Source organism: Leifsonia sp. GW821-FHT13C05 (assembly GCF_058806515.1).
The window spans coordinates 1,189,865-1,210,277 of record NZ_JBXAPT010000001.1 but is presented as its reverse complement, the minus strand read 5'-3'; the positions used below and the strand labels follow the sequence as shown (position 1 = coordinate 1,210,277).

The 20,413-nt window shown below is 69.7% G+C and carries 20 protein-coding genes and 1 riboswitch; of the genes, 10 read left to right on the top strand and 10 right to left on the bottom strand.

The genetic code is table 11. From position 1 onward, the window contains the following. The first annotated feature begins 74 nt into the window (after positions 1-74). From AC1ROC_RS05810 to AC1ROC_RS05795, 4 genes are read left to right on the top strand one after another with little or no spacing between them, the layout of a single operon-like run. On the top strand, positions 75-1,046 hold the full coding sequence (locus AC1ROC_RS05810) for an AAA family ATPase (protein ID WP_085369359.1): 972 nt from the start codon (positions 75-77) through the stop codon (positions 1,044-1,046). Beyond that, on the top strand, positions 1,043-2,386 hold the full coding sequence (locus AC1ROC_RS05805) for a DUF58 domain-containing protein (protein ID WP_168689059.1): 1,344 nt from the start codon (positions 1,043-1,045) through the stop codon (positions 2,384-2,386). Before AC1ROC_RS05810 ends, AC1ROC_RS05805 begins: the two co-directional genes overlap by 4 nt. After that, the gene (locus AC1ROC_RS05800) at positions 2,386-4,746 is read left to right on the top strand and encodes a transglutaminase TgpA family protein (protein ID WP_492998690.1); all 2,361 of its coding nucleotides are present in this window, start codon (positions 2,386-2,388) and stop codon (positions 4,744-4,746) included. Before AC1ROC_RS05805 ends, AC1ROC_RS05800 begins: the two co-directional genes overlap by 1 nt. Then, the gene (locus AC1ROC_RS05795; RefSeq protein WP_492998688.1) at positions 4,743-5,315 is read left to right on the top strand and encodes a zinc ribbon domain-containing protein; all 573 of its coding nucleotides are present in this window, start codon (positions 4,743-4,745) and stop codon (positions 5,313-5,315) included. The genes AC1ROC_RS05800 and AC1ROC_RS05795 overlap by 4 nt, the downstream gene beginning before the upstream one ends. Positions 5,316-5,525: 210 nt before the next feature. Here the strand turns inward: AC1ROC_RS05795 and ald are convergent, their stop codons facing one another. Further along, positions 5,526-6,641: an alanine dehydrogenase gene (gene ald, locus AC1ROC_RS05790; RefSeq protein ID WP_492998686.1), complete on the bottom strand. Its 1,116-nt coding sequence runs from the start codon at positions 6,639-6,641 to the stop codon at positions 5,526-5,528. Between the two features lie 419 nt (positions 6,642-7,060). Between ald and AC1ROC_RS05785 the strand changes: the two genes are divergently transcribed. From AC1ROC_RS05785 to AC1ROC_RS05770, 4 genes are read left to right on the top strand one after another with little or no spacing between them, the layout of a single operon-like run. Next, a complete protein-coding gene (locus tag AC1ROC_RS05785; protein WP_247597340.1) occupies positions 7,061-8,206 on the top strand; it encodes an ABC transporter substrate-binding protein in 1,146 nt (381 codons plus the stop codon). Beyond that, complete coding sequence (locus AC1ROC_RS05780) at positions 8,206-9,405, top strand: ABC transporter ATP-binding protein (RefSeq protein ID WP_434948175.1); 1,200 nt, start codon at positions 8,206-8,208, stop codon at positions 9,403-9,405. Before AC1ROC_RS05785 ends, AC1ROC_RS05780 begins: the two co-directional genes overlap by 1 nt. Continuing rightward, the gene (locus tag AC1ROC_RS05775) at positions 9,405-10,331 is read left to right on the top strand and encodes an ABC transporter permease (protein WP_085369354.1); all 927 of its coding nucleotides are present in this window, start codon (positions 9,405-9,407) and stop codon (positions 10,329-10,331) included. Before AC1ROC_RS05780 ends, AC1ROC_RS05775 begins: the two co-directional genes overlap by 1 nt. Next, positions 10,328-11,134, top strand: a complete 807-nt coding sequence (locus AC1ROC_RS05770; protein ID WP_085369353.1) for an ABC transporter permease — start codon at positions 10,328-10,330, stop codon at positions 11,132-11,134. The genes AC1ROC_RS05775 and AC1ROC_RS05770 overlap by 4 nt, the downstream gene beginning before the upstream one ends. An 85-nt stretch (positions 11,135-11,219) precedes the next feature. On the opposite strand, the gene AC1ROC_RS05765 is transcribed toward AC1ROC_RS05770, so the two are convergent. The 6 genes from AC1ROC_RS05765 to gabT all read right to left on the bottom strand — a co-directional run bounded on the left by AC1ROC_RS05765 (position 11,220) and on the right by gabT (position 17,437). Continuing rightward, entirely contained in the window at positions 11,220-12,020 is an 801-nt protein-coding gene (locus AC1ROC_RS05765; RefSeq protein WP_492998683.1) for an energy-coupling factor transporter transmembrane component T family protein, read from the bottom strand. Further along, positions 12,017-13,657 (bottom strand): ABC transporter ATP-binding protein, encoded by a 1,641-nt coding sequence (locus AC1ROC_RS05760; protein WP_492998681.1) that lies wholly within the window; start codon positions 13,655-13,657, stop codon positions 12,017-12,019. Before AC1ROC_RS05760 ends, AC1ROC_RS05765 begins: the two co-directional genes overlap by 4 nt. Further along, a complete protein-coding gene (locus AC1ROC_RS05755) occupies positions 13,654-14,247 on the bottom strand; it encodes an ECF transporter S component (protein ID WP_492998679.1) in 594 nt (197 codons plus the stop codon). Before AC1ROC_RS05755 ends, AC1ROC_RS05760 begins: the two co-directional genes overlap by 4 nt. After that, positions 14,244-14,870: a YkoF family thiamine/hydroxymethylpyrimidine-binding protein gene (locus AC1ROC_RS05750; protein WP_492998676.1), complete on the bottom strand. Its 627-nt coding sequence runs from the start codon at positions 14,868-14,870 to the stop codon at positions 14,244-14,246. The genes AC1ROC_RS05755 and AC1ROC_RS05750 overlap by 4 nt, the downstream gene beginning before the upstream one ends. A 57-nt stretch (positions 14,871-14,927) precedes the next feature. After that, a riboswitch (TPP riboswitch) is annotated at positions 14,928-15,037 on the bottom strand. A 46-nt stretch (positions 15,038-15,083) separates the two neighbouring features. Beyond that, the gene (locus tag AC1ROC_RS05745) at positions 15,084-16,079 is read right to left on the bottom strand and encodes an asparaginase (RefSeq protein WP_168689065.1); all 996 of its coding nucleotides are present in this window, start codon (positions 16,077-16,079) and stop codon (positions 15,084-15,086) included. Further along, the gene (gabT, locus tag AC1ROC_RS05740; RefSeq protein WP_492998674.1) at positions 16,076-17,437 is read right to left on the bottom strand and encodes a 4-aminobutyrate--2-oxoglutarate transaminase; all 1,362 of its coding nucleotides are present in this window, start codon (positions 17,435-17,437) and stop codon (positions 16,076-16,078) included. Before gabT ends, AC1ROC_RS05745 begins: the two co-directional genes overlap by 4 nt. Before the next feature lie 37 nt (positions 17,438-17,474). On the opposite strand from gabT, the gene AC1ROC_RS05735 reads away from it, so the two are divergent. Next, positions 17,475-17,948: an OsmC family protein gene (locus AC1ROC_RS05735; RefSeq protein ID WP_168689067.1), complete on the top strand. Its 474-nt coding sequence runs from the start codon at positions 17,475-17,477 to the stop codon at positions 17,946-17,948. 3 nt (positions 17,949-17,951) lie between these two features. On the opposite strand, the gene AC1ROC_RS05730 is transcribed toward AC1ROC_RS05735, so the two are convergent. Further along, positions 17,952-18,170 (bottom strand): hypothetical protein, encoded by a 219-nt coding sequence (locus AC1ROC_RS05730; protein WP_492998672.1) that lies wholly within the window; start codon positions 18,168-18,170, stop codon positions 17,952-17,954. 67 nt (positions 18,171-18,237) lie between these two features. Between AC1ROC_RS05730 and AC1ROC_RS05725 the strand changes: the two genes are divergently transcribed. Further along, complete coding sequence (locus AC1ROC_RS05725; RefSeq protein ID WP_492998670.1) at positions 18,238-18,762, top strand: CGNR zinc finger domain-containing protein; 525 nt, start codon at positions 18,238-18,240, stop codon at positions 18,760-18,762. Here AC1ROC_RS05725 and AC1ROC_RS05720 read toward each other — a convergent pair. Next, a complete protein-coding gene (locus tag AC1ROC_RS05720; RefSeq protein ID WP_492998668.1) occupies positions 18,731-19,489 on the bottom strand; it encodes a lysophospholipid acyltransferase family protein in 759 nt (252 codons plus the stop codon). The two genes, AC1ROC_RS05725 and AC1ROC_RS05720, sit on opposite strands and share 32 nt — an antisense overlap. A gap of 50 nt (positions 19,490-19,539) precedes the next feature. Beyond that, positions 19,540-20,406: a LasA N-terminal domain-containing protein gene (locus AC1ROC_RS05715; RefSeq protein WP_492998665.1), complete on the bottom strand. Its 867-nt coding sequence runs from the start codon at positions 20,404-20,406 to the stop codon at positions 19,540-19,542. Between the last annotated feature and the right edge of the window lie 7 nt (positions 20,407-20,413).

Genomic DNA, 20,413 nt, shown 5'->3' with positions numbered 1-20,413 from the left:
ACAATGCCCGCAATGCAGACGAACCCCCACGGCACCGGCCGCGGCACCATCCAGAAGACGCTGAGAGGCCACGCATGACAATGACCCCCGAGCAGGCGACGTGGTTCTCCGGCGTCTTCGAGCGGCTGGTGTCGAACATCGACAGGGTGCTGCTCGGCAAGGCGCACATCATCCGGTTGTCCCTCACGGCGCTGTTCAGCGAAGGGCACCTGCTGCTGGAGGACTTCCCCGGCACGGGCAAGACGTCGCTGGCGCGCGCCATCGCGCAGAGCGTCCGCGGCACGAGCAACCGGGTGCAGTTCACCCCCGACCTGCTGCCGGGCGACATCACCGGCGTCAACATCTTCGACCAGCGCACGGGCGCGTTCGAATTCCACCGCGGCCCGGTGTTCGCGAACATCGTGCTCGCCGACGAGATCAACAGGGCGAGTCCCAAGACCCAGTCGGCGTTGCTCGAAGTGATGGAGGAGGAGCAGGTCACGGTCGACGGCGTCCGCCACCAGGTCGGCGCCCCGTTCATGGTCATCGCCACGCAGAACCCGATCGAGCAGGCGGGCACGTACCGGCTTCCGGAGGCGCAGCTCGACCGGTTCCTGATGAAGGCGTCGATCGGCTACCCGGACCACGAGGCGACCCTGCGCATCCTGGAGGGGTCGGAGCACCGGGCGCACGAGATCGTCGTGCCGGAGGTCATCTCGGCGGCCACGGTGGTGGAGATGGCGGGCATGGCGCGCACGGTGCACGTCGACGCCACGATCAACGACTACGTCTCCCGGCTGGTGGATGCGACGCGCACGGCCGACGAGATCCGTCTCGGCGTCAGCGTGCGCGGCGCCCTCGCGCTCGTGCGCGCGTCCAAGACGCTCGCTGCGTCGGCCGGCCGGTACTACGTGACGCCCGACGACGTGAAGGCGCTGGCGGAGCCGGTGCTCGCCCACCGCCTCGTGCTCGACCCCGAGGCCGAGTTCGAGGGTGTGACAGCGTCGAGCGTCGTCGCCCAGATCCTGATCGAGACGCCGCCGCCCGGGGATCGGGTCGCCGTGTGAGCACCACCGTCAGTCGCACCCAGGCGGAGCTCACCAACGCCAGGGCGAGGATCGTCGGCACCAGGGACGGATTCCTGGCCGACGTGATCGTGCTGGTCGTGCGATCGACCTCTGCCGCCTGGCGGGCGGTCTCCGGGGTGGCGCGCAGGATCGGCTCGGTGGTCACGCCGCTCGGCTGGGCTCTCGCCGTCGTCGCGATCCTCGGGCTGACCTCCGGCTACGTCTACGGCTGGCTGGAGGCGGTGGTGGTCGGCTGGTCGGCCGTCGCCCTGCTGGTGGTGGCCTCCGGCTACCTGGCCGGGCGAAACGCGTACCGGGTGCAGCTGGCCCTGCCGTCGAACCGCGTCGTGGTGGGGGAGAAGGCGCCCGGCGAGGTGATCGTGCGGAACCCCGTGCGCCGCAGGCTCCCCGGTGTGCGGGTCGAGGTGCCGGTCGGGCACGGCCTCGCCGAGTTCGCCGCTCCGTCGCTGGCCGGAGGCGAGGAGCACTCCGACGTCTTCCTGGTGCCGACCACGCGCAGAGGCATCGTGCCGATCGGCCCCGTGCGCACGGTGCGCGCCGACCCGGTGGGCGTCGTGCGGCGCGAGATGGTGTGGGCGGAGTCGCTCGACCTGTTCGTGCATCCGCGGACCATCGCCATCCCGAGCATGAGCACAGGGTTCGTGCGCGACCTGGAAGGCGCCCCGACGCGCGACCTGACCGCGAGCGACATCGCGTTCCACGCGCTGCGCGAGTACGTTCCGGGCGACGAGCGCAGGAACATCCACTGGAAGTCGACGGCGAAGACCGGCAGCTACATGGTGCGGCAGTTCGAGGAGACCAGGCGCAGCCACCTGCTGGTCGCCCTCAGCCTGTCGAGCTCCGACTACGGCAACGACGAGGAGTTCGAGCTGGCGGTGAGCGCCGCCGGTTCGCTCGGCGTGCGCGCCATGCTCGACTCGCGCACCGTATCCGTGGTCGCGAGCGCACGCACGCCGGACTTCGCGAAGAAGATCGTGCACACCGTCCGGCGCCTCAGCGTCGTGAACAGGGGCAGGCTGCTCGACGACCTCGCCAGTGTCGAGCTGGCGCCGACGGCACTCCGGCTGCCGGAGCTCGCGCAGATCGCGGCGGAGGAATCGACGGGCATCTCCGTCGCGTTCCTCGTCTGCGGCTCGACCGTGACCGCTACGCAGCTGCGCGCCTCCGCATCGCACTTCCCGCTCGGCGTCGACGTGGTCGCCGTGGTCTGCGACGAGGGCGCGGTGCCCGCCCTGCGCAGGGTGTCCGACCTCAGCGTGCTCACCATCGGCTACCTCGAAGACCTGCAGAAGAGCCTGGCGAAACGGCTGGCGACCTGATGGCAGCGCAGCAGAAGACGAAGCGCACGACCGTCTCCGCCGTGGATGCGCGGAAGCGGCTGGCGGGCGCCGCCGTCGACACCACGTTCGCGATCGTCGCCACCGGGCTGGCCGCCGCGGCCTTCTGGCCGGTGTACCAGTCGTCCGCGTTCGCGGTGATGCTCGGCGTGACCCTCTTGGTCGGGGCCGCCATCGCCGTGCTCGGCGCGGTGTTCCGCTGGCCGAGCATCGTCGTCGCTCCGCTCGTCGTGCTGGTGTACCTCGGTCTCGGCACCCAGCTGGCGGTGCCGGGGGAGACGACGGCGCGCGGCCTGCTGCCCACCGCGCAGGGCTTCGGCGACCTGGTGCGCGCCACCTGGCTCAGCTGGAAGCAACTCGTCACGATCTCGCTGCCGGTCGGGTCGTACCAGGCGCTGCTCGTCCCCGCGTTCATCCTGACCCTCGTCGCCGTCGTGGCGACGGTGTCGACAGCACTGCGCGCCAATCGGGGAGAGCTGGCCGCCATCCCGCCCATCCTCCTGATGCTGGCGGGCATCCTGCTCGGCTCCGGCACCTCCGCCGTCCCGCTCTGGCTGGCGCTGACCCTGTTCGCGGTGCTGCTCGGCTGGATGATCCGGTTCCGGCTGCGCAGACGGGCGGCGTCGGTGCGCAGCCTCACCGAGCAGAGCGGCGTCATCGTCGAATCGGCCCGCGACAGGAGGATGACCGTCGGCCGTACCCTCGTCGGCGCGGCCGTCATCGTGGCCATCGCCTGCGTCGCCGGCACCGCCGCCGCCGTGCTCGCCCCGCCGGACCGCGAGCGCCAGGTGGTGCGCACCGCCGTCGAGCAGCCGTTCGACCCCCGCTCGTACCCGACGCCGCTGAGCGGCTTCCGCTCCTACCTCGAACCGGCCAAGGCCGACCAGCCGATGCTCACCGTCGACGGGCTCCCGTCCGACCGCCGGCTGCGCATCGCGACGCTCGACACCTACGACGGAGTGACGTACTCGGTCGGCACCGACGCGGTGACCAGCGCATCCGGATCGTTCACCCGCGTGCCGTACCGGATGGACCAGAACGGCGTCACCGGAACGCGCGACACCATCGCGGTGACCGTGCGCGACTACCGCGGCCCCTGGATTCCCGGCAGCGGCCAGCTGCAGCAGATCACCTTCCACGGCTCGAACGCGCCGACGCTCTCCGGCGCGTTCTTCTACAACGACGTCACCGGCACAGGCGCCGTCACCCGCAGCCTCGCATCCGGAGACAGCTACACGATGGATGCGGTGGTCAAGCCAGAGGTCACCGCCGCCGGCCTCACGAAGGCGGAACCGGGCAGCGCCGTGGTCCCGAAACCGGCGATCATCCCGGACGAGCTGTCGCAGACGCTGCAGAAGTACACCGCGGGCGTGACCGGCGCCGGCGCGAAGCTCGCAGCAGCGCTCGACGGGCTCGCGGCCGACGGATACATCAGCCACGGCATCGGACCGGACGAGCCGCCGAGCAGGTCGGGGCACGGAGCAGACCGCATCACGGAGCTGCTCACCGACATCCCGATGCTGGGCGACCAGGAGCAGTACGCCGTGACCGCTGCCCTGATGGCGAGGCAGCTGGGGTTCCCGGCCCGCGTCGTCGTCGGATTCGTCGCTCCGAAGGACCAGGCGAGCTCGGCGAGCGTCACCCTAACCGGCTCGGACATCTCGGCGTGGATCGAAGTGCAGACGGCGGACGGCTGGGTCACGGTCGACCCGACCCCGCCGCTGCGGCCCGTTCCGCCGAAGCAGCCGGACCAGCCGACGCAGATCACGCGCCCGCAGACCAACGTGCAGCCTCCCGTCGACGACACACCCGCGCAGCGCGACGACCCGCCGCAGGCGCAGGTCGACAAGAGCAACACCCCGCAGCCCAACCCGCTCCTGGATGCGATCCTCACGGTGCTCACCATCCTCGGCTGGGTGGTGCTCGGCCTGGCGATCCTCTCCGCGCCGTTCCTCGCCGTCCTCGCCGCGAAGTGGCGGCGCAGGGCGCTGCGCAGGCGAGCGCCGACCTCGGTGGAGCGCATCGCGGGAGGGTGGCGCGAATTCGCGGACACCGCGGTAGACCACGGCTACGACCCGCCGCCCGCTGCGACCAGGAAGGAGTTCGCCGGCACCATCGGCGGCTCCCGGGCGAGCGCTCTCGCGGCGGTCGCCGACCGGGCGGTGTTCAGCCCGATCGCTCCCACCGAGGAGGAGGCGGACACGGTCTGGAAGGCCGTCGATGAACTGCGCGGCCAGCTCGGCAAGCGCGACACACGGTGGAAGCGCCTGCTGGCGGCGGTTTCGCTCCGCTCGCTCGGCTACCGTGGGTGGAAGGGCAACGGAAGGAAAGGCAGACGATGAACTGTCGGGTGTGTGGCAGCGAATTGTCGGACGGAACCCTGTTCTGCGGCAACTGCGGAAGCTCGGTGACGGCGGCGCGCGTTCGGCCGCCTGCCGTCGCGGACTCTCGGCCCTCCGACACCTCCATCGTGGAGCGGCTGCCCAAGCCGGCGGTCGCCGGACGGTTCCCGGGAGCGGAGCCCCTGGACGACGCGCCGATCCTGGTCGAAGACCTCGACGCGGCGCCGCCGGTCGAGCAGGCACAGGTGACGTACACGCTCAGCTTCTCCACCGGCCCGAGCGTCGAGGTGTCGGGCACCGGCCTGATCGGCCGCCGCCCGATCACGCAGCCGGGGGAGCAGGTCGACCAACTGATCACCGTCGACGACCCGGCCAGGAGCGTCTCGAAGACGCACCTCGAGTTCGGCATCGAGGCGGGGGAGCTGTGGATCTGCGACCGGTACTCCGGGAACGGGACGGTCGCGCATCCACTCGGCGGCGTCGCCCGCCTCTGCGAGGCAGGACGACGCTACCGGGTGACCCGCGGCACCCGCGTGGAGATCGGCGACCAGTGGTTCGACGTCAGCTGAGCTGACGCCCGAACTCCGTTGGAACGGAGTTCGGGTGCGACCCGGCCCTGATCTCCGCACGAACGGAGTTCGCGGCGGCGTGTCGCGCAGGATCTCCGGTTATGCAGTTCGACCGGAGTTCTGGGGCGACACGCCGCTCAGGGCTCCGCAACGACGGAGATCCCGGCCGGTTGGGCCAGGATCTCCGTTATTGCGGTGCGGGATGCGCGGCTAGGCGAGCGCGTCGGCGACCGTCCCGGAGGTGAGGCCGTGGGCCTCTGCCACGGCGGAGTTGGTCACCGTGCCTGCGTGCACGTTCAGGCCGAGCGCGAGGGAGGCGTCAGCAGACAGCGCCTCGCGCCAGCCGCGGTTGGCGATGGCGCGCGCGTACGGCAGCGTCGCGTTGGTCAGCGCGTACGTCGAGGTGTGCGGCACCGCGCCCGGCATGTTCGCGACGCAGTAGAACAGCGACTGGTGCACCGTGAACGTCGGGTCGGCATGGGTGGTCGGGTGGGAATCCGCGAAGCAGCCGCCCTGGTCGACGGCGATGTCGACGAGCACGCTTCCCGGCTTCATCCTGGACACCAGCTCGTTGCTCACCAGCTTCGGCGCCTTCGCGCCGGGAACGAGCACGGAGCCGATGACGAGGTCCGAGGCGACGACCGCCTTCTCGATCTCGAAGCTGTTCGAGGCGATGGTCTTGATGCGTCCGGCGTAGAGCGCATCCAGTTCGCGCAGGCGGGCGATGTTGGTGTCGAGCACCGTCACCTCCGCGCCGAGGCCGACGGCCACCGAGGTCGCGTTCGTGCCCGCGACACCGCCGCCGAGCACCGTGACGACGGCCGGGTGCGTGCCGGGAACGCCGGGGACCAGGAGGCCGGGGCCGCCGTTCGGCTTGAGCATCGTGTTCGCGCCGACGATCGGGGCGAGGCGGCCTGCCACCTCGCTCATCGGGGCGAGCAGGGGGAGGGCGCGGGACGGCAGCTGCACGGTCTCGTACGCGATGGCCGTGACGCCGGAGTCGATGAGTGCTCGGGTGAGGTTCTCCTCCGCGGCGAGGTGCAGGTAGGTGAACAGCACGAGGCCGGCACGGAAGTGCTGGTACTCGCTCTCGATCGGCTCCTTGACCTTGAGCACCAGGTCCGCGATCTGCCAGGTGGATGCGGCGTCCGGCAGGATCGTGGCGCCCGCCGAGGCGTAGAGCTCGTCGGGGATGGAGGACCCGACACCCGCCTCGGTCTCGACGTAGACCTCGTGCCCGTTCGCGACGAGGTCGTGCACGCCGGCCGGGGTGATCGCCACCCGGAACTCGTTGTTCTTGATTTCGCGGGGGATCGCGACCTTCATGGGGCTCCTTACACGTCGACGTGGTGGTTCGATGATCACCCTAGCCCGAACACAACGACGATTTCGACTGTCCGTTGGTCGTATTTGTGCTGATTTCGTGAATTCGCAGGGGAGAGGGCGCGGATTCCGCCAGCGGGCCTCCCTCGGAAGGGGCTGCACAACGGTTTCCCCGTCGAAAACGACGATCCGGAACGGATTTCGTGAAGATTGTGTTTCGGAATGGACGTTTTCCCCATTGGATGATGCGCACAGCACCGGCCATGTGCCAGTATCGACCCACCGCACGGGCACATCGAAGTGCCGGCGGGTTGTTGTGCGTGATCGTGTTCGACCCCGAAGGAGCACCACTCGTGAATTCCAGGCAGCTTCCGCAAGACCCGATGATCCAGAAACTGGTGGAATCCGCCAGGCGTTCTCAGATGACACGCCGCGGGCTCCTCGCCGGTGCCGGCGCCAGCGCTGCGGCGCTCGCCCTCGCCGCCTGCTCCACCGGCGGAGCGTCGAGCAAGCCGACCGCGGCCAAGGACGTGTCGTCGTCCGACAAGACGCTGACCTGGGCCAACTGGCAGGCATACCTCGACCAGGACGACAACGGCAAGTACCCGACGCTCATGGCGTTCGAGAAGCAGACCGGCATCACGGTCAAATACGACGTGGCCGTCGACGACAACAACACCTACTACGCCAAGGTGAAGGACCAGCTCGCCCTCGGCAAGGACATCGGGGCCGACACCGTCTGCCTCACCGACTGGATGGTCGCCCGCCTCATCCGGTTCGGCTACGTGCAGACCTTCGACGAGTCGGCCATCCCGAACAAGAAGAACCTGTCGCCGTCGCTTCAGGATGCCGACTTCGACCCCGGACGCAAGAAGTCCCTGCCCTGGCAGAGCGGTTTCGCCGGCATCTGCTGGAACAAGTCCAAGCTGCCGAACGGCCTCAAGTCGGTCGACGACCTGTGGAAGCCCGAGCTCAAGGGCAAGGTCGGCGTGCTGAGCGAGATGCGCGACACGATGGGGCTGCTCATGCTGCAGCAGGGCGTCGACATCTCGAAGAAGTTCAGCGACGACGACTTCAACAAGGCCATCGACAAACTGACCAAGGAGGTCAGCGACGGGCAGATCCGCAACATCAAGGGCAACTCGTACCTCAACGACCTCAAGAGCGGGGACACCCTCGCCGCGATCTGCTGGTCGGGCGACATCACCCAGCTGAACGCCGAGGCCGGAGACAACTGGGAGTTCATCCTGCCGGAGGCGGGCGGCACCCTGTGGAGCGACAACTTCGTCATCCCGATCGGCTCGCCGCGCAAGGCGAACGCCGAGAAGCTGATCGACTACTACTACCAGCCGGAGGTCGCAGCGGAGGTGGCCGCCTGGGTGAACTACATCACCCCGGTGGTCGGTGCGAAGGAGGCCGCGGTCAAGATCGACCCGGAGCTCGCAGACAACCAGCTGATCTTCCCGGACGACACCACCCTCTCGAACGCGCACATCTTCCGCACCCTCACCCCGGCGGAGGAGCAGAAGTACCAGGCGGCGTTCCAGAAGGTCATCCTGGGCGCCTGATGGCACGCGGAGCATTCGCCGAGTCCGGCGCCGACCTGCAGCTGGTCGGGATCAAGAAGCGCTTCCCGGGGTTCACGGCGATCGAGAACCTCGACCTCACCATCCCGGCCGGTTCGTTCTTCGCCCTGCTCGGGCCGAGTGGATGCGGGAAGACCACCACCCTGCGCCTGGTCGCGGGGCTCGAGGAGCCGACGGAGGGTCAGATCCTCATCGGCGGCAAGGACGTCACCAAGACCAAGCCGTTCCAGCGCCCCGTCAACACGGTGTTCCAGAGCTACGCGCTCTTCCCGCACATGACCATCCTGGAGAACGTGGCGTTCGGGCTGCGCCGCCGCAAGATCGGCGACCCTGTGCAGAAGGCGCACGAGGCGCTGCGCCTGGTGGAGCTCGACCACCTCGCCTCCCGGCGGCCCGCCCAGCTGTCCGGCGGTCAGCAGCAGCGCGTCGCCCTGGCCCGCGCCGTCGTCAACCGGCCCGCCCTGCTGCTGCTCGACGAGCCGCTCGGTGCGCTCGACCTCAAGCTGCGCCGTCAGATGCAGCTGGAGCTGAAGTCGATCCAGAACGAGGTCGGCCTCACCTTCGTGCACGTCACGCACGACCAGGAGGAGGCCATGACGATGGCCGACACCGTCGCCGTGATGAACAAGGGCGAGATCGAGCAGATGGGCGCCCCCGCTGTGCTCTACGAGCTTCCGGCCACCGTGTTCGTGGCGAACTTCCTCGGCCAGTCCAACCTGTTCGTCGGCCCGATCCTGGACGGGGGAGGAGACGTGCTCGGCGTGGATGTGGCCGGACAGCGCATCCAGGTTCCCCGGTCGCGCGCTCAGCGGCACACCGGAACGGTCACGGTCGGCGTCCGTCCGGAGAAGCTGTCGCTGTTCTCCGACCCGTCCGCGATCCCCGGCGGCTCGAACATCCTGGGTCCCGGCCGGGTGATCGACGTGTCGTTCAGCGGCGTGAGCACGCAGTACCTGGTGCAGGTGCCCGGCGCAGGCACGATCGTCGTGTTCGCGCAGAACCTGTCGAGCGGTCCCGTCGCCACCCTCGGCGGCGAGGTGTGGATCGCGTGGGACCCGTCGCACACCTTCGTGCTCGCCGACGAACCGCCGGCGGACGGCCGGTTCGCCGACGACTCCGACACCCAGATGATCGCGACGCAGGCCAAGGAGCGCATGCTGACGGAGCTCGAGGAGGCCTGATGGCGCTCGCCACGTTCTCGTCGGCCGCGCCGCCGACGGCGCAGGACCAGGAGCCGCCGCAGCGGCGCAGGAGCGGCATCGCGCTCGTGCTGCTGCTTCCGGGCATCCTGTACCTGGTGCTGTTCTTCCTCACCCCGCTGGTGTCGCTCATCATCACGTCGTTCCAGACTCCCGTGGTGGATGGGGACATCGGGCAGTACCAGGCCGCGTTCCAGTGGCAGAACTACACGGACGCGATCGCGGAGTACTGGCCGCAGATCATCCGGTCGTTCGTCTACGCGATCATCGCGACGGCCGCCGCTCTGGTGATCAGCTACCCGCTGGCGTACTTCATCGGCGTGAAGGTGCGGAAGTACCCCCTCCTGCAGAACCTACTGATGACGCTCGTCATCGCACCGTTCTTCATCAGCTTCCTGCTCCGCACGCTGGCCTGGAAGCAGTTGCTCTCCGACGATTCCTGGTTCACCAGCTCGCTCAAGGCGCTGTCGATCCTGCCACCGGATGCGCACGTCACCGGCACGGCGTTCTCCGTCATCTTCGGTCTGACGTACAACTTCATCCCGTTCATGACGCTGCCGCTGTACTCGACGCTCGAACGACTGGATGTGCGCTACCTGGAGGCGGGAGCCGACCTGTACGCGAGTGCCTGGACGACGTTCCGCAAGGTCACCATCCCGCTGTCGATGCCCGGAATCGTCTCCGGCACGCTGCTGACCTTCATCCCGGCGGCCGGCGACTACATCAACGCGTCGCAGGACTTCCTCGGCGGCTCGGACACCTCGATGATCGGTAACGTCATCGAGACGAACTTCCTGGTGCTGCAGAACTACCCGACGGCCGCGGCCATGTCCGTGGTGCTGATGGCGGTCATCCTGGCAGTGGTCGGCGTCTATGTGAAGCGCAGTGGGACGGAGGATCTGCTGTGAAGGGCTTCAGATTCAAGGGCCTCGGCCTCGGCGTCTACGCGTTCCTCGCGCTGGCGTTCCTGCTCATCCCGATCGTCTACACGTTCATCTTCTCGTTCAACGACGCGCTCAAGAACAACATCGCCTGGCGCGGGTTCACCTTCCGCAACTGGACGAACGTGTGCGACGCCGCCGGCATCTGCGACGCGTTCATGGCGAGCATCATCATCGGCATCGTCGCCACCGTCATCGCGACGGTGCTCGGCACGATGATCGCCATCGCGCTGATGCGCTACCGCTTCCGTTTCCGGTCGCAGACCAGCCTGCTGCTGTTCCTGCCGATGGCGAGCCCGGAGGTCGTGCTCGGTGCCGGCCTCGCCGCGCAGTTCCTCAGCCTCAGCGTGAACAAGGGCTTCGGCACGATCATCATCGCCCACGTGATGTTCTGCATCAGTTTCGTGGTGGTCACGGTGAAGGCGCGCGTCGCGAGCCTGGACCCCGCGCTGGAGGAGGCCGGACGCGACCTGTACGGGTCTCCGATCGCCGTGTTCTGGCGCATCACGTTCCCGCTGCTGCTCCCCGGCATCCTGTCGGCGGCGCTGCTGTCGTTCTCGCTCAGCTTCGACGACTTCATCATCACCAACTTCAACGCAGGTGCCGTGACGACGTTCCCGATGTACATCTACATCGCGGCGTCCCGCGGCATCCCCGCCCAGGCGAACGTGATCGCCTCCGCCGTGTTCATCATCACCATTCTCGTGGTGCTGATTACCCAGCTCACGGCGGCGGCACGAGCGAAACGGCTCGCCAGGAACGTGGGCTGACCGCTTCCGGTACCCGAGCCGAAGCACCCAGACCCCCAAAGGCGAGACGACCCGACAGCACCCAGCTGCCGGGTCGTCACGTCGTTCAGAACAGGGCGCCCGGGCCCCGCAGAACCCCGGATGCCGCTGCCCCGGCCAGGATCGCCGCCAGCACGGCGAGCGAGACGGCGAAGAACACGGCGTCCGTCGTGTCGAGCGGCACCGGCCGCCAGACGGTCCTCGGACTGCGGCCGAGTCCGCGCAGCTCCAGCGTGCCTGCCACCCGTTCTCCCCGGCGGATCGAGCCGACGAGCAGCGCGAATACGGCGGCGGCCAGCAGGCGCGGTCGCGCCCTGCGTCGTCCGGAGCGGCCGACCGGGCTGCGCACGAGCTGCGCCTGCCTGATCGTCGTCCACTCCGCTCCGAGGTCTTGGAGCATCCGGTATCCGGCGAGGATCGCGTATGTGACGCGCACGCTGAGCCCGGCGTGCTGGTGCAGGCTGTTCACCAGGGCGACGCCGTCGGTCGAGACGAGGAACGCGACGGCGAGCAGGCCGGTCAGCATGGTGCGTCCGGCGAGCGCGAGACCGACCAGCACGCCCTCGGTCGTGACCCTGAGCATCCCGGCCTGCCAGAGCACGTCGCCCGGCCGGGTGAGGACGTTCACCACGAAGACGCTGAGGGCGAAGAGCAGGAACGGCGCGAGCGACCGGGCGAGCGCCGTCACCCGCACCCCGGTGCCGGCCACGACGGCGGCGAACGCCACCAGCAGGAGCACGGCGGGCGTGACGGGGTCGAGCACGAACATCACGGCGACGGACACCACCAGCATCAGCAGCAGCTTGACGCTCGGGTTCCGCCTGGCCAGCGGCGAGTCTGCCACCTCCCGCACGAACGACGCGGTCACGACGGCACCCGCGCCCGGTCGACGGCGGTGACCGCCGCGCGCAGCTGGGCGGCGGTGTCGCAGCGGGCGGCGAACCAGCGCAGCAGCCGGGAGGGATGCACGCCCGCCGCGTCGACCAGGTCCGGCCGGGCGAGGAGCCCGGGGAGGTCGCCGTCGTATGCGATGCCGCCGTCCGCCACGACCACGACGCGGTCGGCCAGAGCGGCGACGAGCCGCAGGTCGTGGCTGGCGAACACGACGGCGCGCCCGGCGTCCGCCGTGCGGCGCAGCACCTCGGCGACGGCGACGGTGTCCCTCCTGTCGAGACCGAAGGTCGGCTCGTCCGCCAGCAGCACGCCGCGGGCATGGGCGAGCATCGCCGCGAGACTCAGGCGGCGCTTCTCCCCGCCGGACAACTGGTGCGGGTGCCGCTGGGCGAGTGCGGTGAGGCGGTGCTCGGTGAGGATGCCCTGCACGTCCAGGCGTCGGAGGCTCCGCGCATCCAGGCCATAGACCAGTTCGCGCTCGACCGTGCCGGCGACGAACTGGTGCTCTGGATTCTGGAAGACGAGCGCCGGACGGTCGCCCTCCACCCGTCCGGCGAGCGGCCGCAGCAGCCCGGCGAGCGTGCGCAGGACCGTCGACTTGCCCGCGCCGTTGGCGCCCAGCACCGCGACCGTCTCCCCGGTCTGCACCGCGAGGTCGATGCCGGAGACCGCCGGGGCGCCGCGGCGGCCCGCCGTGACACCCACCGCCGTGAGCACCGCGTCGCCGAGCGGGCGACCGGCCGTCTCCGTCTCCGCCTCTGCCCGCTCCGGGATGCACGAGGAGAGGAAGTCGTCGAACGTCCCGTCCTCCACGCGGCCCTCCCTGCCCGTGATGGCCTGCAGCTCGGTGTCGAGCGGCAGCCAGCAGCCGAGCGAATGCAGCCGCGCTGCGTTGGCGGAGAGGACGGCGTCGGTCGGTCCGTCCATCAGCACCGTACCGTCGTCGCCGACCGCGACGGCCCGCTCCGGCAGCCCGGCCGTCCCCGCGTCGCCCGCGAACTCGTCCAGCCGGTGCTCGACCAGCACGACGGCCGGGCTTGTCTCGCGCACCGCGTCGTCGATCGCCTGCCGGACGGCGCGCACGCCGCGCGCATCCAGCATCGAGGTCGGCTCGTCGAGGAGCAGCACGGGCGGTTCGCCGACCACGGCGGCGGCCAGCGCCACCCGCTGCAGCTCACCGCCGGACAGCTCCGCCGTCGAGCGCCCTTCGAGCGCGGCGGCCCCCGCCATCCGGAGGGCGGAGCGCACCCTGCCGTCGATCTCGGAGGGAGGCACCGCCGCGTTCTCCAGGACCAGGGCGAGTTCGGCATCCACCTGGGGGAGGCACACGCCCGCAGCGGGGTCCTGACCGACCATCCCGATGACGGGGGAGCGCTCCACCACGGTGCTCGCCTCTGTGACGCCGTCGCAGATCCGCACCGACCCGTCGAGCACGGCGTGGACGCTGTTCGGGATGCTTCCCGCCAGCACCTGCAGCAGCGTCGACTTGCCGGACCCGGACGGCCCGAACACCAGCACGCGCTCACCGGCGGCGACCCGGAGGTCCACGTCGTTCAGCACGGGATGCTCCTGCCGCCGGTAGCGGACGGCGACGGCGTCGAGCGCGATCACCTGGCCGCCGCCGCGTCCCGTCCGATGGCGAAGTTGTCGACGGCGCCGGTGCGCTCCACCGCCCGCACCAGCACCTTCGCGAGCAGCCCGCCGATGATGGCGCCGGACAGCACCTGGATGATCAGCCTGGTCCAGAACAGGTCGGTGCCGTACCAGCCCGCCCGGAACGCCGAGTAGAAGAACACCGCACCGGCCCCGAGCGCGCCGGACAGCGAGTACCGCAGCCAGCCGAACCGCCGGTAGCGCCCGGCCGCGAACGGCAGCTCGCTGCCAGCACCCTGGATCGCGGCCGCGATCAGCAGCGTCGGCCCGACGGCCGAGCCGAGGAACACCACCTCGATCACGGAGGCGATCACCTCCGCCAGCACGCCGGCGAACGGCCGCCGCACGATCGCGATGGCGAGCGGCGCCACCAGCAGCCAGCCACCGAGCAGCACGTGCTGCACCAGGTCGCCGAACGGTCCGGCCAGCGCGGACAGGGCGATCCAGCCCTGCACCAGCGCCCAGTAGAGAAAGCCGAAGACGACCCCGAGCACGACGACCAGCATCAGATCGCGCAGCGACCAGCCTCGCCGGACACCGGCGCTCATCGGGTCACGCTCGGGCTGTTGACGGAGATGGTGGCGTGCGTCGTCACGTGCGCGACGGAGCGGCCGACCGCCGCCCAGGTGCCGGCGATGGTGCCGACGATGTCTGCGACGTCGCCGGAGAGCCTGGTGACGTAGTGGTCGCTGCCGACGTACGTGCCCGTCGCTTTCGCGTCGTCGATGGCCGCGTAGATGTCGCGCATGTGGTCGGCGGTGCGCTCAGGAGTGCCGTGGTCGTCGAGCGGGTAGAGCGCCCACTGGGCCAGCGCATCCACGCCGGTCTGCGGCACGTCCAGCGGGGCGTCCGAGAACACCGGGGGATGCTCCGGACGCTCGCAGGTGACCTCGCCCGGGCAGCCGCGGGAGAGCATCACGGTGGCGACGACATGGTGGCCGCCGGCGGAGGCGGCGGAGATCAGCGCGCTGAAGTAGCGCGCGATGTCCTGCTCGTCGCCGGTGACCCAGGTGCTGATCGGGTCGGTCTCGACCGTCAGTCCGGTGCTCGGCGTCGCGTCGAGCGCGCCGAGGATGACCTCGACGTAGTCGTCGCTCATCACCGAGAGGGTGATCCTGCCGCCGACGCCGAACGCGCGCGGCTCGATGGGTGGAGTGGGTGTTGCGTGCACTGTCGTGCCCTTCCTGTCGGAGGTGGGGCACGGGAAACACCGTCGCGGACGCGACGATATGCGAGAATTCAGCCTCCCTGCGCTGGCATGATCCAGATCAGGTTCGACGGTCGAAGCGTTCGACGCTTCCTCTCAGCCCGGTTCACCGGACTCCCGTGTTCGGGACCACCTTAGCGCGGTCCCGGACACGGGGCGTACGTCACGGGGCGTGCGTCACACGTACGACGCGCGGATCTCCCCGACCTGCTCGCCGCGGCCGTACACCGCGAGGTCGAGTCTCGGAGCGATGGCGTCAACCGCCTGGCGCTCGATCGCCCCGGCATCCGCCAGCAGCGACAGGGCGACGATGCTCGCCGCGCGCAGGCTGCCGTCGAGGATCTTGAGCGCGACGGTGGTGCCGTCGGGGGCGGCCATCACCATCACGCCCTCTGCGCCGAGCTTGGCGAAGACGCCGAGCTCGTCGATCACCAGGGTGTTGGCGCGTCCGGGGCCGTCGATCGCCCAGCCGTTCGCCAGCACCGCGTTCTTGAGCGTCGCCGCGTTGCGGTAGAGCGCGAACGGGGAGCCCTCCGATGCGGTGGCGATGCGCTGGATGCCGCGGGCGAGGGTGCTGAGGGCCATCGCGAAGACCGGGGCTCCGCAGCCGTCGATGCCGGTCGCGACGACCTTGTCCCCTGTCAGCCGCTCGACCACATCCCGCACCTGCTGCTGCATGGGGTGCTGCGGGTCGAGGTAGCTCTCGGTGGGCCAGCCGTTGACCATGCAGGCCAGCAGCATGGCGGCGTGCTTGCCCGAGCAGTTCATGAAAAGCGGCTGCTTGTGGTCGCCCGCCCGGATCGCGTCGTCGCGCGCCGCGGTGTCGAGCGGCCAGTCGTTCGGGCACTGCAGGGCGTCCTCGGTGAGCTGCGCCTGCGCGAGCAGGCCGCGCACGACGGACAGGTGGGCGGGCGTCCCTCCGTGGCTGGCCGTGGCGAGCACGGCCGCGGCGCCCTCCAGCGGGACGCCGGCGCCCATGACCGCGATGGCCTGGAACGGCTTCATGCTCGACCGGGGGAACACGGGAGCGCTCGGTGCGCCGAGCGACCGGACGACGCTGCCGTCCGGTCCGAGCACGATGGCGGAGCCGACGTGCCGGGACTCGATGAAACCGCTGCGCTCGACGACCGCCAGCTCGACGGCCTCCTCGCCGGTGAAGACCGCGGGGCTCACAGGGCGGAGAAGGCGTCGTCGAGCACCTGCACGGCGTCGGCGATCAGCGCGTCGGAGACGGCCAGGCTGGGCAGGAAGCGCAGGACGTTCCCGTACGTTCCTGCCGACAGGACGAGCAGCCCGTGCTGGGCCGCGTACGCCACGATGGCGGTGACGGCCTCAGGGTTCGGCTCCTTGCTGGTGGAGGCCGCGCCCGGCTGCACCAGCTCGATCGCCAGCATCGCGCCGATGCCGCGCACGTCGCCGATGATGTCGTACTTCTCCTGCAGGGCAAGCAGCGCGGGCTTGAGGGTGTTCTCGATGCGCTTGCCCTCGGCGAGGAGGTGGTTCTTCTCGATCGACTCGAACACCGCGACGGCGGCCGCGGCGGCGACCGGGTTGCCGCCGAAGGTGCCGCCGAGCCCGCCGGGCTGCGCGGAGTCCATGATCTCGGCGCGGCCGGTGACCGCCGCGAGGGGGAGACCGCCGGCGATGCCCTTGGCGCTCAGCACCAGGTCGGGCACGAGACCGAAGTGCTCGCTGGCGTAGTACGCACCCGTGCGCGCCATGCCGCTCTGGATCTCGTCGGCGATGAACACGACGCCGTTGGCCGTGCACCACTCCTGCAGGGCGGGCAGGTAGCCGTCCGCGGGCACCATGAAGCCACCCTCGCCCTGAATGGGCTCGGCGACGAGGCAGGCGAGGTCGGATGCGCCGACGACCTTCTCGAGGTATGCGATGGTGCGCGCTGCCGCCTCCTCACCGCTGAGACCGTCGTGATACGGGTACGAGCTGGGGGCGTGGTAGACGTCGCCGGCGAACGGGCCGAAGCCGGTCGCATACGGCATCGCCTTGAAGTTCATCGCCATCGTGAGGTTGGTGCGCCCGTGGTACGCGTGGTCGAGCACAGCGACGGCACGGCGGCCGGTGTGCTTGCGGGCGATCTTGACACCGTTCTCCACGGCCTCGGCGCCCGAGTTGACGAGCACCGTCTTCTTGGCGTGGTCGCCCGGCGTGTGCGCGGCGAGCAGCTCGGCGACGCGCACGTACTCCTCGTACGGCGTGATCGTGAAGAGCGTGTGGATGACGTCCTGCAGCTGAGCGGCAGCAGCATCCACGACGGCCGTCTCGGTGTGGCCGACCGTCGTCACGCCGATGCCGGCGCCGAAGTCGACGAACTGGTTGCCGTCGACGTCGACCAGGATGGCGCCGTTCGCCTTGGCGATGTAGACGGGAAGGGTGGACGAGACGCCGGTGGGAACCACTGCCAGGCGTCGCTGGTGCAGCTCCTGGGACTTCGGGCCGGGTACGGCCGTGACGATTCGGCGTTCTTGCGCAACGCTGTAAACGGGCGCGCTGGTGCTCAGAGTGTCGGTCATGATGAGACGAGTTTAGCTCCGGTGGCAGAATCGGACCATGAGGCTCGAGCACAGCTACGCGATCGACATCGAATGGACCGGCAACCGCGGAACCGGGACGAGCGGCTACAAGGACTACGGGCGGGAGCACGTCGTCACGGCCGAGGGGAAGCACCCCATCGAGGGCTCGGCCGACCGCACGTTCTTCGGCGACCGCGACCGCTGGAACCCCGAGGAACTGCTGCTCGCGGCGCTCAGCCAGTGCCACATGCTCAGCTATCTTGCCGAGGCGGCACTGGCCGGGGTCGTCGTGGTGGGATACACGGATGCAGCGACCGGAGTGATGGAGCAGACCGGCAACGGGGGAGGCCACTTCACCAGCGCCACCCTGCGCCCCCGCGTCACGATCGCCGACCCTGCTCAGGCCGAGCTGGCCGCCTCCCTGCACGCCCCTGCCGCGGCCAAGTGCTTCATCGCGGCGTCGGTGAACTTCCCCGTCGCCCACGCCCCCGAACTCCTCACCCTCGCCTGATCACTACGCGTGGCGGGTGCGGGCTGTGGTGGGGACGGCGGCGGGCGCGGACGCGCGCTCCTCCTCTGCCCAGCGGTGGATGGCGGCCGCCCAGCGGCCGTCGCGGGTGAGCGGTGGAGGCTGCTCGGTGCCGGAGTCGCGGCGGGTGCGGAGCAGTGCCTGTTCGCGTTCGCGCTCGCCGAGTTCGGCGATCGACGTCAGCCACAGTGTGAGCGGATGCATGATAACCACCTAACTTGTTTTGGTGGTTAGAGCATACCGTAACCAGTTATCGAGTTACAATGGTTACATGCGTACGAATGCAGTCGAGCTCGGTGCCGACCTCCTGGTCGACTTCCTCAACACCTACGACGTCGAGGACGGCGTCGACGCCATCGACGACCCCGCCGGCTTCGCCGTCTGGGCGGAGGCGCGCGGCGTCGAGCCGGGTGACACGGAGGAGGCCAGGCGGGTGCGGGATGCGCTGCGCTCCGTGATCGACGGGGACGCCGCATCCCTCCCGTCCGTCGAGCTGGAGACCACCTGCGGGGAGCGCACCGTCGGCCTCACCGCGCGCACCGCGGCGCAGGCGGCGGTCGCGAGCTCGGTCATCCTGAGCATCCAGGGCAGGCTCGAACGCGTGAAGCTGTGCGGGGCGGACGACTGCCGCTGGGCGTTCTACGACAAGTCGCGCAACGGATCACGCACCTGGTGCAGCATGGGCGTCTGCGGCAACAGGCAGAAGGCGCGCACCTACCGCTCGAAGGCGACGGATGCCGACACCGATGCAGCCGACGCCGACGCTACCGACGCTCGGGGTGGAACGCCCGCTTGACGCGCTCGACCGCGTTGGCCGGGGGAGCCTCGTTGTACCGCTCGGCCAGTTCCTGCCCGGTGAGCCCGTGGATGGCCGCCATGATCTCGTCCGTCGCCTGACGGCGAGCGCGACCAGACTCCGCCGACCCGTATTTGCTTACGTCGATCGGCTCGCCGAACTTCACTGTGAACTTCCGGATGCGCGGCACCTTCGAGCCCACCGGCTGCAGCTCGTTCGTGCCGATCAGGCCCACCGGCACGACCAGTGCGCCCGTGGTGAGGGCGAGCCAGGCGACGCCCGTCCGCCCCTTGTACAGACGTCCGTCGAGCGACCGCGTGCCCTCCGGGTACAGCGCGAACGCCGCTCCGGTGTCGATGATCCGCTTGGACTGCTCCAGCGCGTCCTGGGCGGCCTGTCCAGCGCCGCGCTCGACGCCCACGGCCCCGATCGCCGTGAAGAACGTGCGGGACACCCACCCCTTGAAACCGGTGCCCTCGAAGTAGTGCGACTTGGCGAGGAACTGCACGCGCCGCGGCGCCATCAGCGGGATGACGATGCTGTCGATGAACGACAGGTGGTTGCTCGCCAGGATGATCTTGCCGGTGCGCGGAACGTTCTTGCGGCCGATGATCGTCGGTCGATAGAGCAGCCGCGCGACGGGCCCGATGACCGAGCGCCCGAGCAGGTAGACGAAACCGGGCTTCTTCACCTCGGTCGTCCCATCGTCGGGTGCGGTCTGTGTCACGGATACGAGCGTAGTCTCGGGTGTATTCCGCGAACGGAATGCGTGCGGGCTCACCCGCCGTCGAACGGCCGGACCGGTTCGCAGCCGAACCCGCCGGTGTAGATCAGGCAGGCCGGAACGAACCCGGCGAACCGCACAGCGAGCGGCGAGCCGAACCAGGCGTTGTACAGCCGGGAGAAGTTGAGGTTGCCGAAGGTAGAGCACGCGCCGGCCGGTCCCGTCGGCTTCGCCAGCGTCTCCGCGTTCGGCTGGTACGGCGTGTAGTTGTAGAGGTTGGCCGTCGCCTGGTTGGCGATGGTCACCGTGCTCGTGCCGCAGGTGGCGTCCGGGTGGTACTGGATGGTGTTCTTGCCGATCCGGTATCGCCAGTCACCGGGATGCACGGTGTACTCCCGGAACTGCCACGCCGCCCGGTACACCTGGTTGAAGAACCCGAAGAATTTCGCGTCGCAGTCCGCAGTGTCCGGGCACGCGTATCCCGTGGCCTTCTGGTATCCGGATGCGCTCGGCGCGGTGAGCAGCGACTGCTCCTTCTGCAGCAGCACGAGCAGCACCCGCGGGCTGATCGTGCACGCGGCGGCGACCCGCGCGATGACGTTGCTCGCCCGCTCGTTGCGCTGGCCGCGGAGCGCCGTGCAGCGCTCGGGGGAGGCCGCGACATCCGGGGTGTCGACGCGGTAGCGCGACAGGCAGGGCACGCCGTCCTTGGGTTTGCACGGGCGAGCGGCCAGGAACTTCTGGATGTCGGCCTGCGTCATCGAGTTCGGGTTGAAGAAACTGTCGTCGCTGATGATGTCGCCGGGATCGAACGACGCCTTCTGCTCGGCGAACACGCCGACGGCGGGCACCAGGGTGAAGACGGCGGCCAGGGCGGCCACCCCGGAGAGTGCGCGCCACCGTCGGCGAAGGAATCCCACGTCAGGC

Bases quoted from the DNA above. Each gene is read 5' to 3' on its own strand.
- AC1ROC_RS05800 (WP_492998690.1), top strand. From the start codon at position 2,386: ATGGCAGCGCAGCAGAAGACGAAGCGCACGACCGTCTCCGCCGTGGAT.
- AC1ROC_RS05785 (WP_247597340.1), top strand. From the start codon at position 7,061: ATGACACGCCGCGGGCTCCTCGCCGGTGCCGGCGCCAGCGCTGCGGCG.
- AC1ROC_RS05735 (WP_168689067.1), top strand. From the start codon at position 17,475: ATGAGGCTCGAGCACAGCTACGCGATCGACATCGAATGGACCGGCAAC.
- AC1ROC_RS05755 (WP_492998679.1), bottom strand. From the start codon at position 14,247: ATGAGCGCCGGTGTCCGGCGAGGCTGGTCGCTGCGCGATCTGATGCTG.
- AC1ROC_RS05725 (WP_492998670.1), top strand. From the start codon at position 18,238: ATGCGTACGAATGCAGTCGAGCTCGGTGCCGACCTCCTGGTCGACTTC.
- AC1ROC_RS05775 (WP_085369354.1), top strand. From the start codon at position 9,405: ATGGCGCTCGCCACGTTCTCGTCGGCCGCGCCGCCGACGGCGCAGGAC.
- AC1ROC_RS05810 (WP_085369359.1), top strand. From the start codon at position 75: ATGACAATGACCCCCGAGCAGGCGACGTGGTTCTCCGGCGTCTTCGAG.
- gabT (WP_492998674.1), bottom strand. From the start codon at position 17,437: ATGACCGACACTCTGAGCACCAGCGCGCCCGTTTACAGCGTTGCGCAA.
- AC1ROC_RS05795 (WP_492998688.1), top strand. From the start codon at position 4,743: ATGAACTGTCGGGTGTGTGGCAGCGAATTGTCGGACGGAACCCTGTTC.
- AC1ROC_RS05780 (WP_434948175.1), top strand. From the start codon at position 8,206: ATGGCACGCGGAGCATTCGCCGAGTCCGGCGCCGACCTGCAGCTGGTC.
- AC1ROC_RS05730 (WP_492998672.1), bottom strand. From the start codon at position 18,170: ATGCATCCGCTCACACTGTGGCTGACGTCGATCGCCGAACTCGGCGAG.
- ald (WP_492998686.1), bottom strand. From the start codon at position 6,641: ATGAAGGTCGCGATCCCCCGCGAAATCAAGAACAACGAGTTCCGGGTG.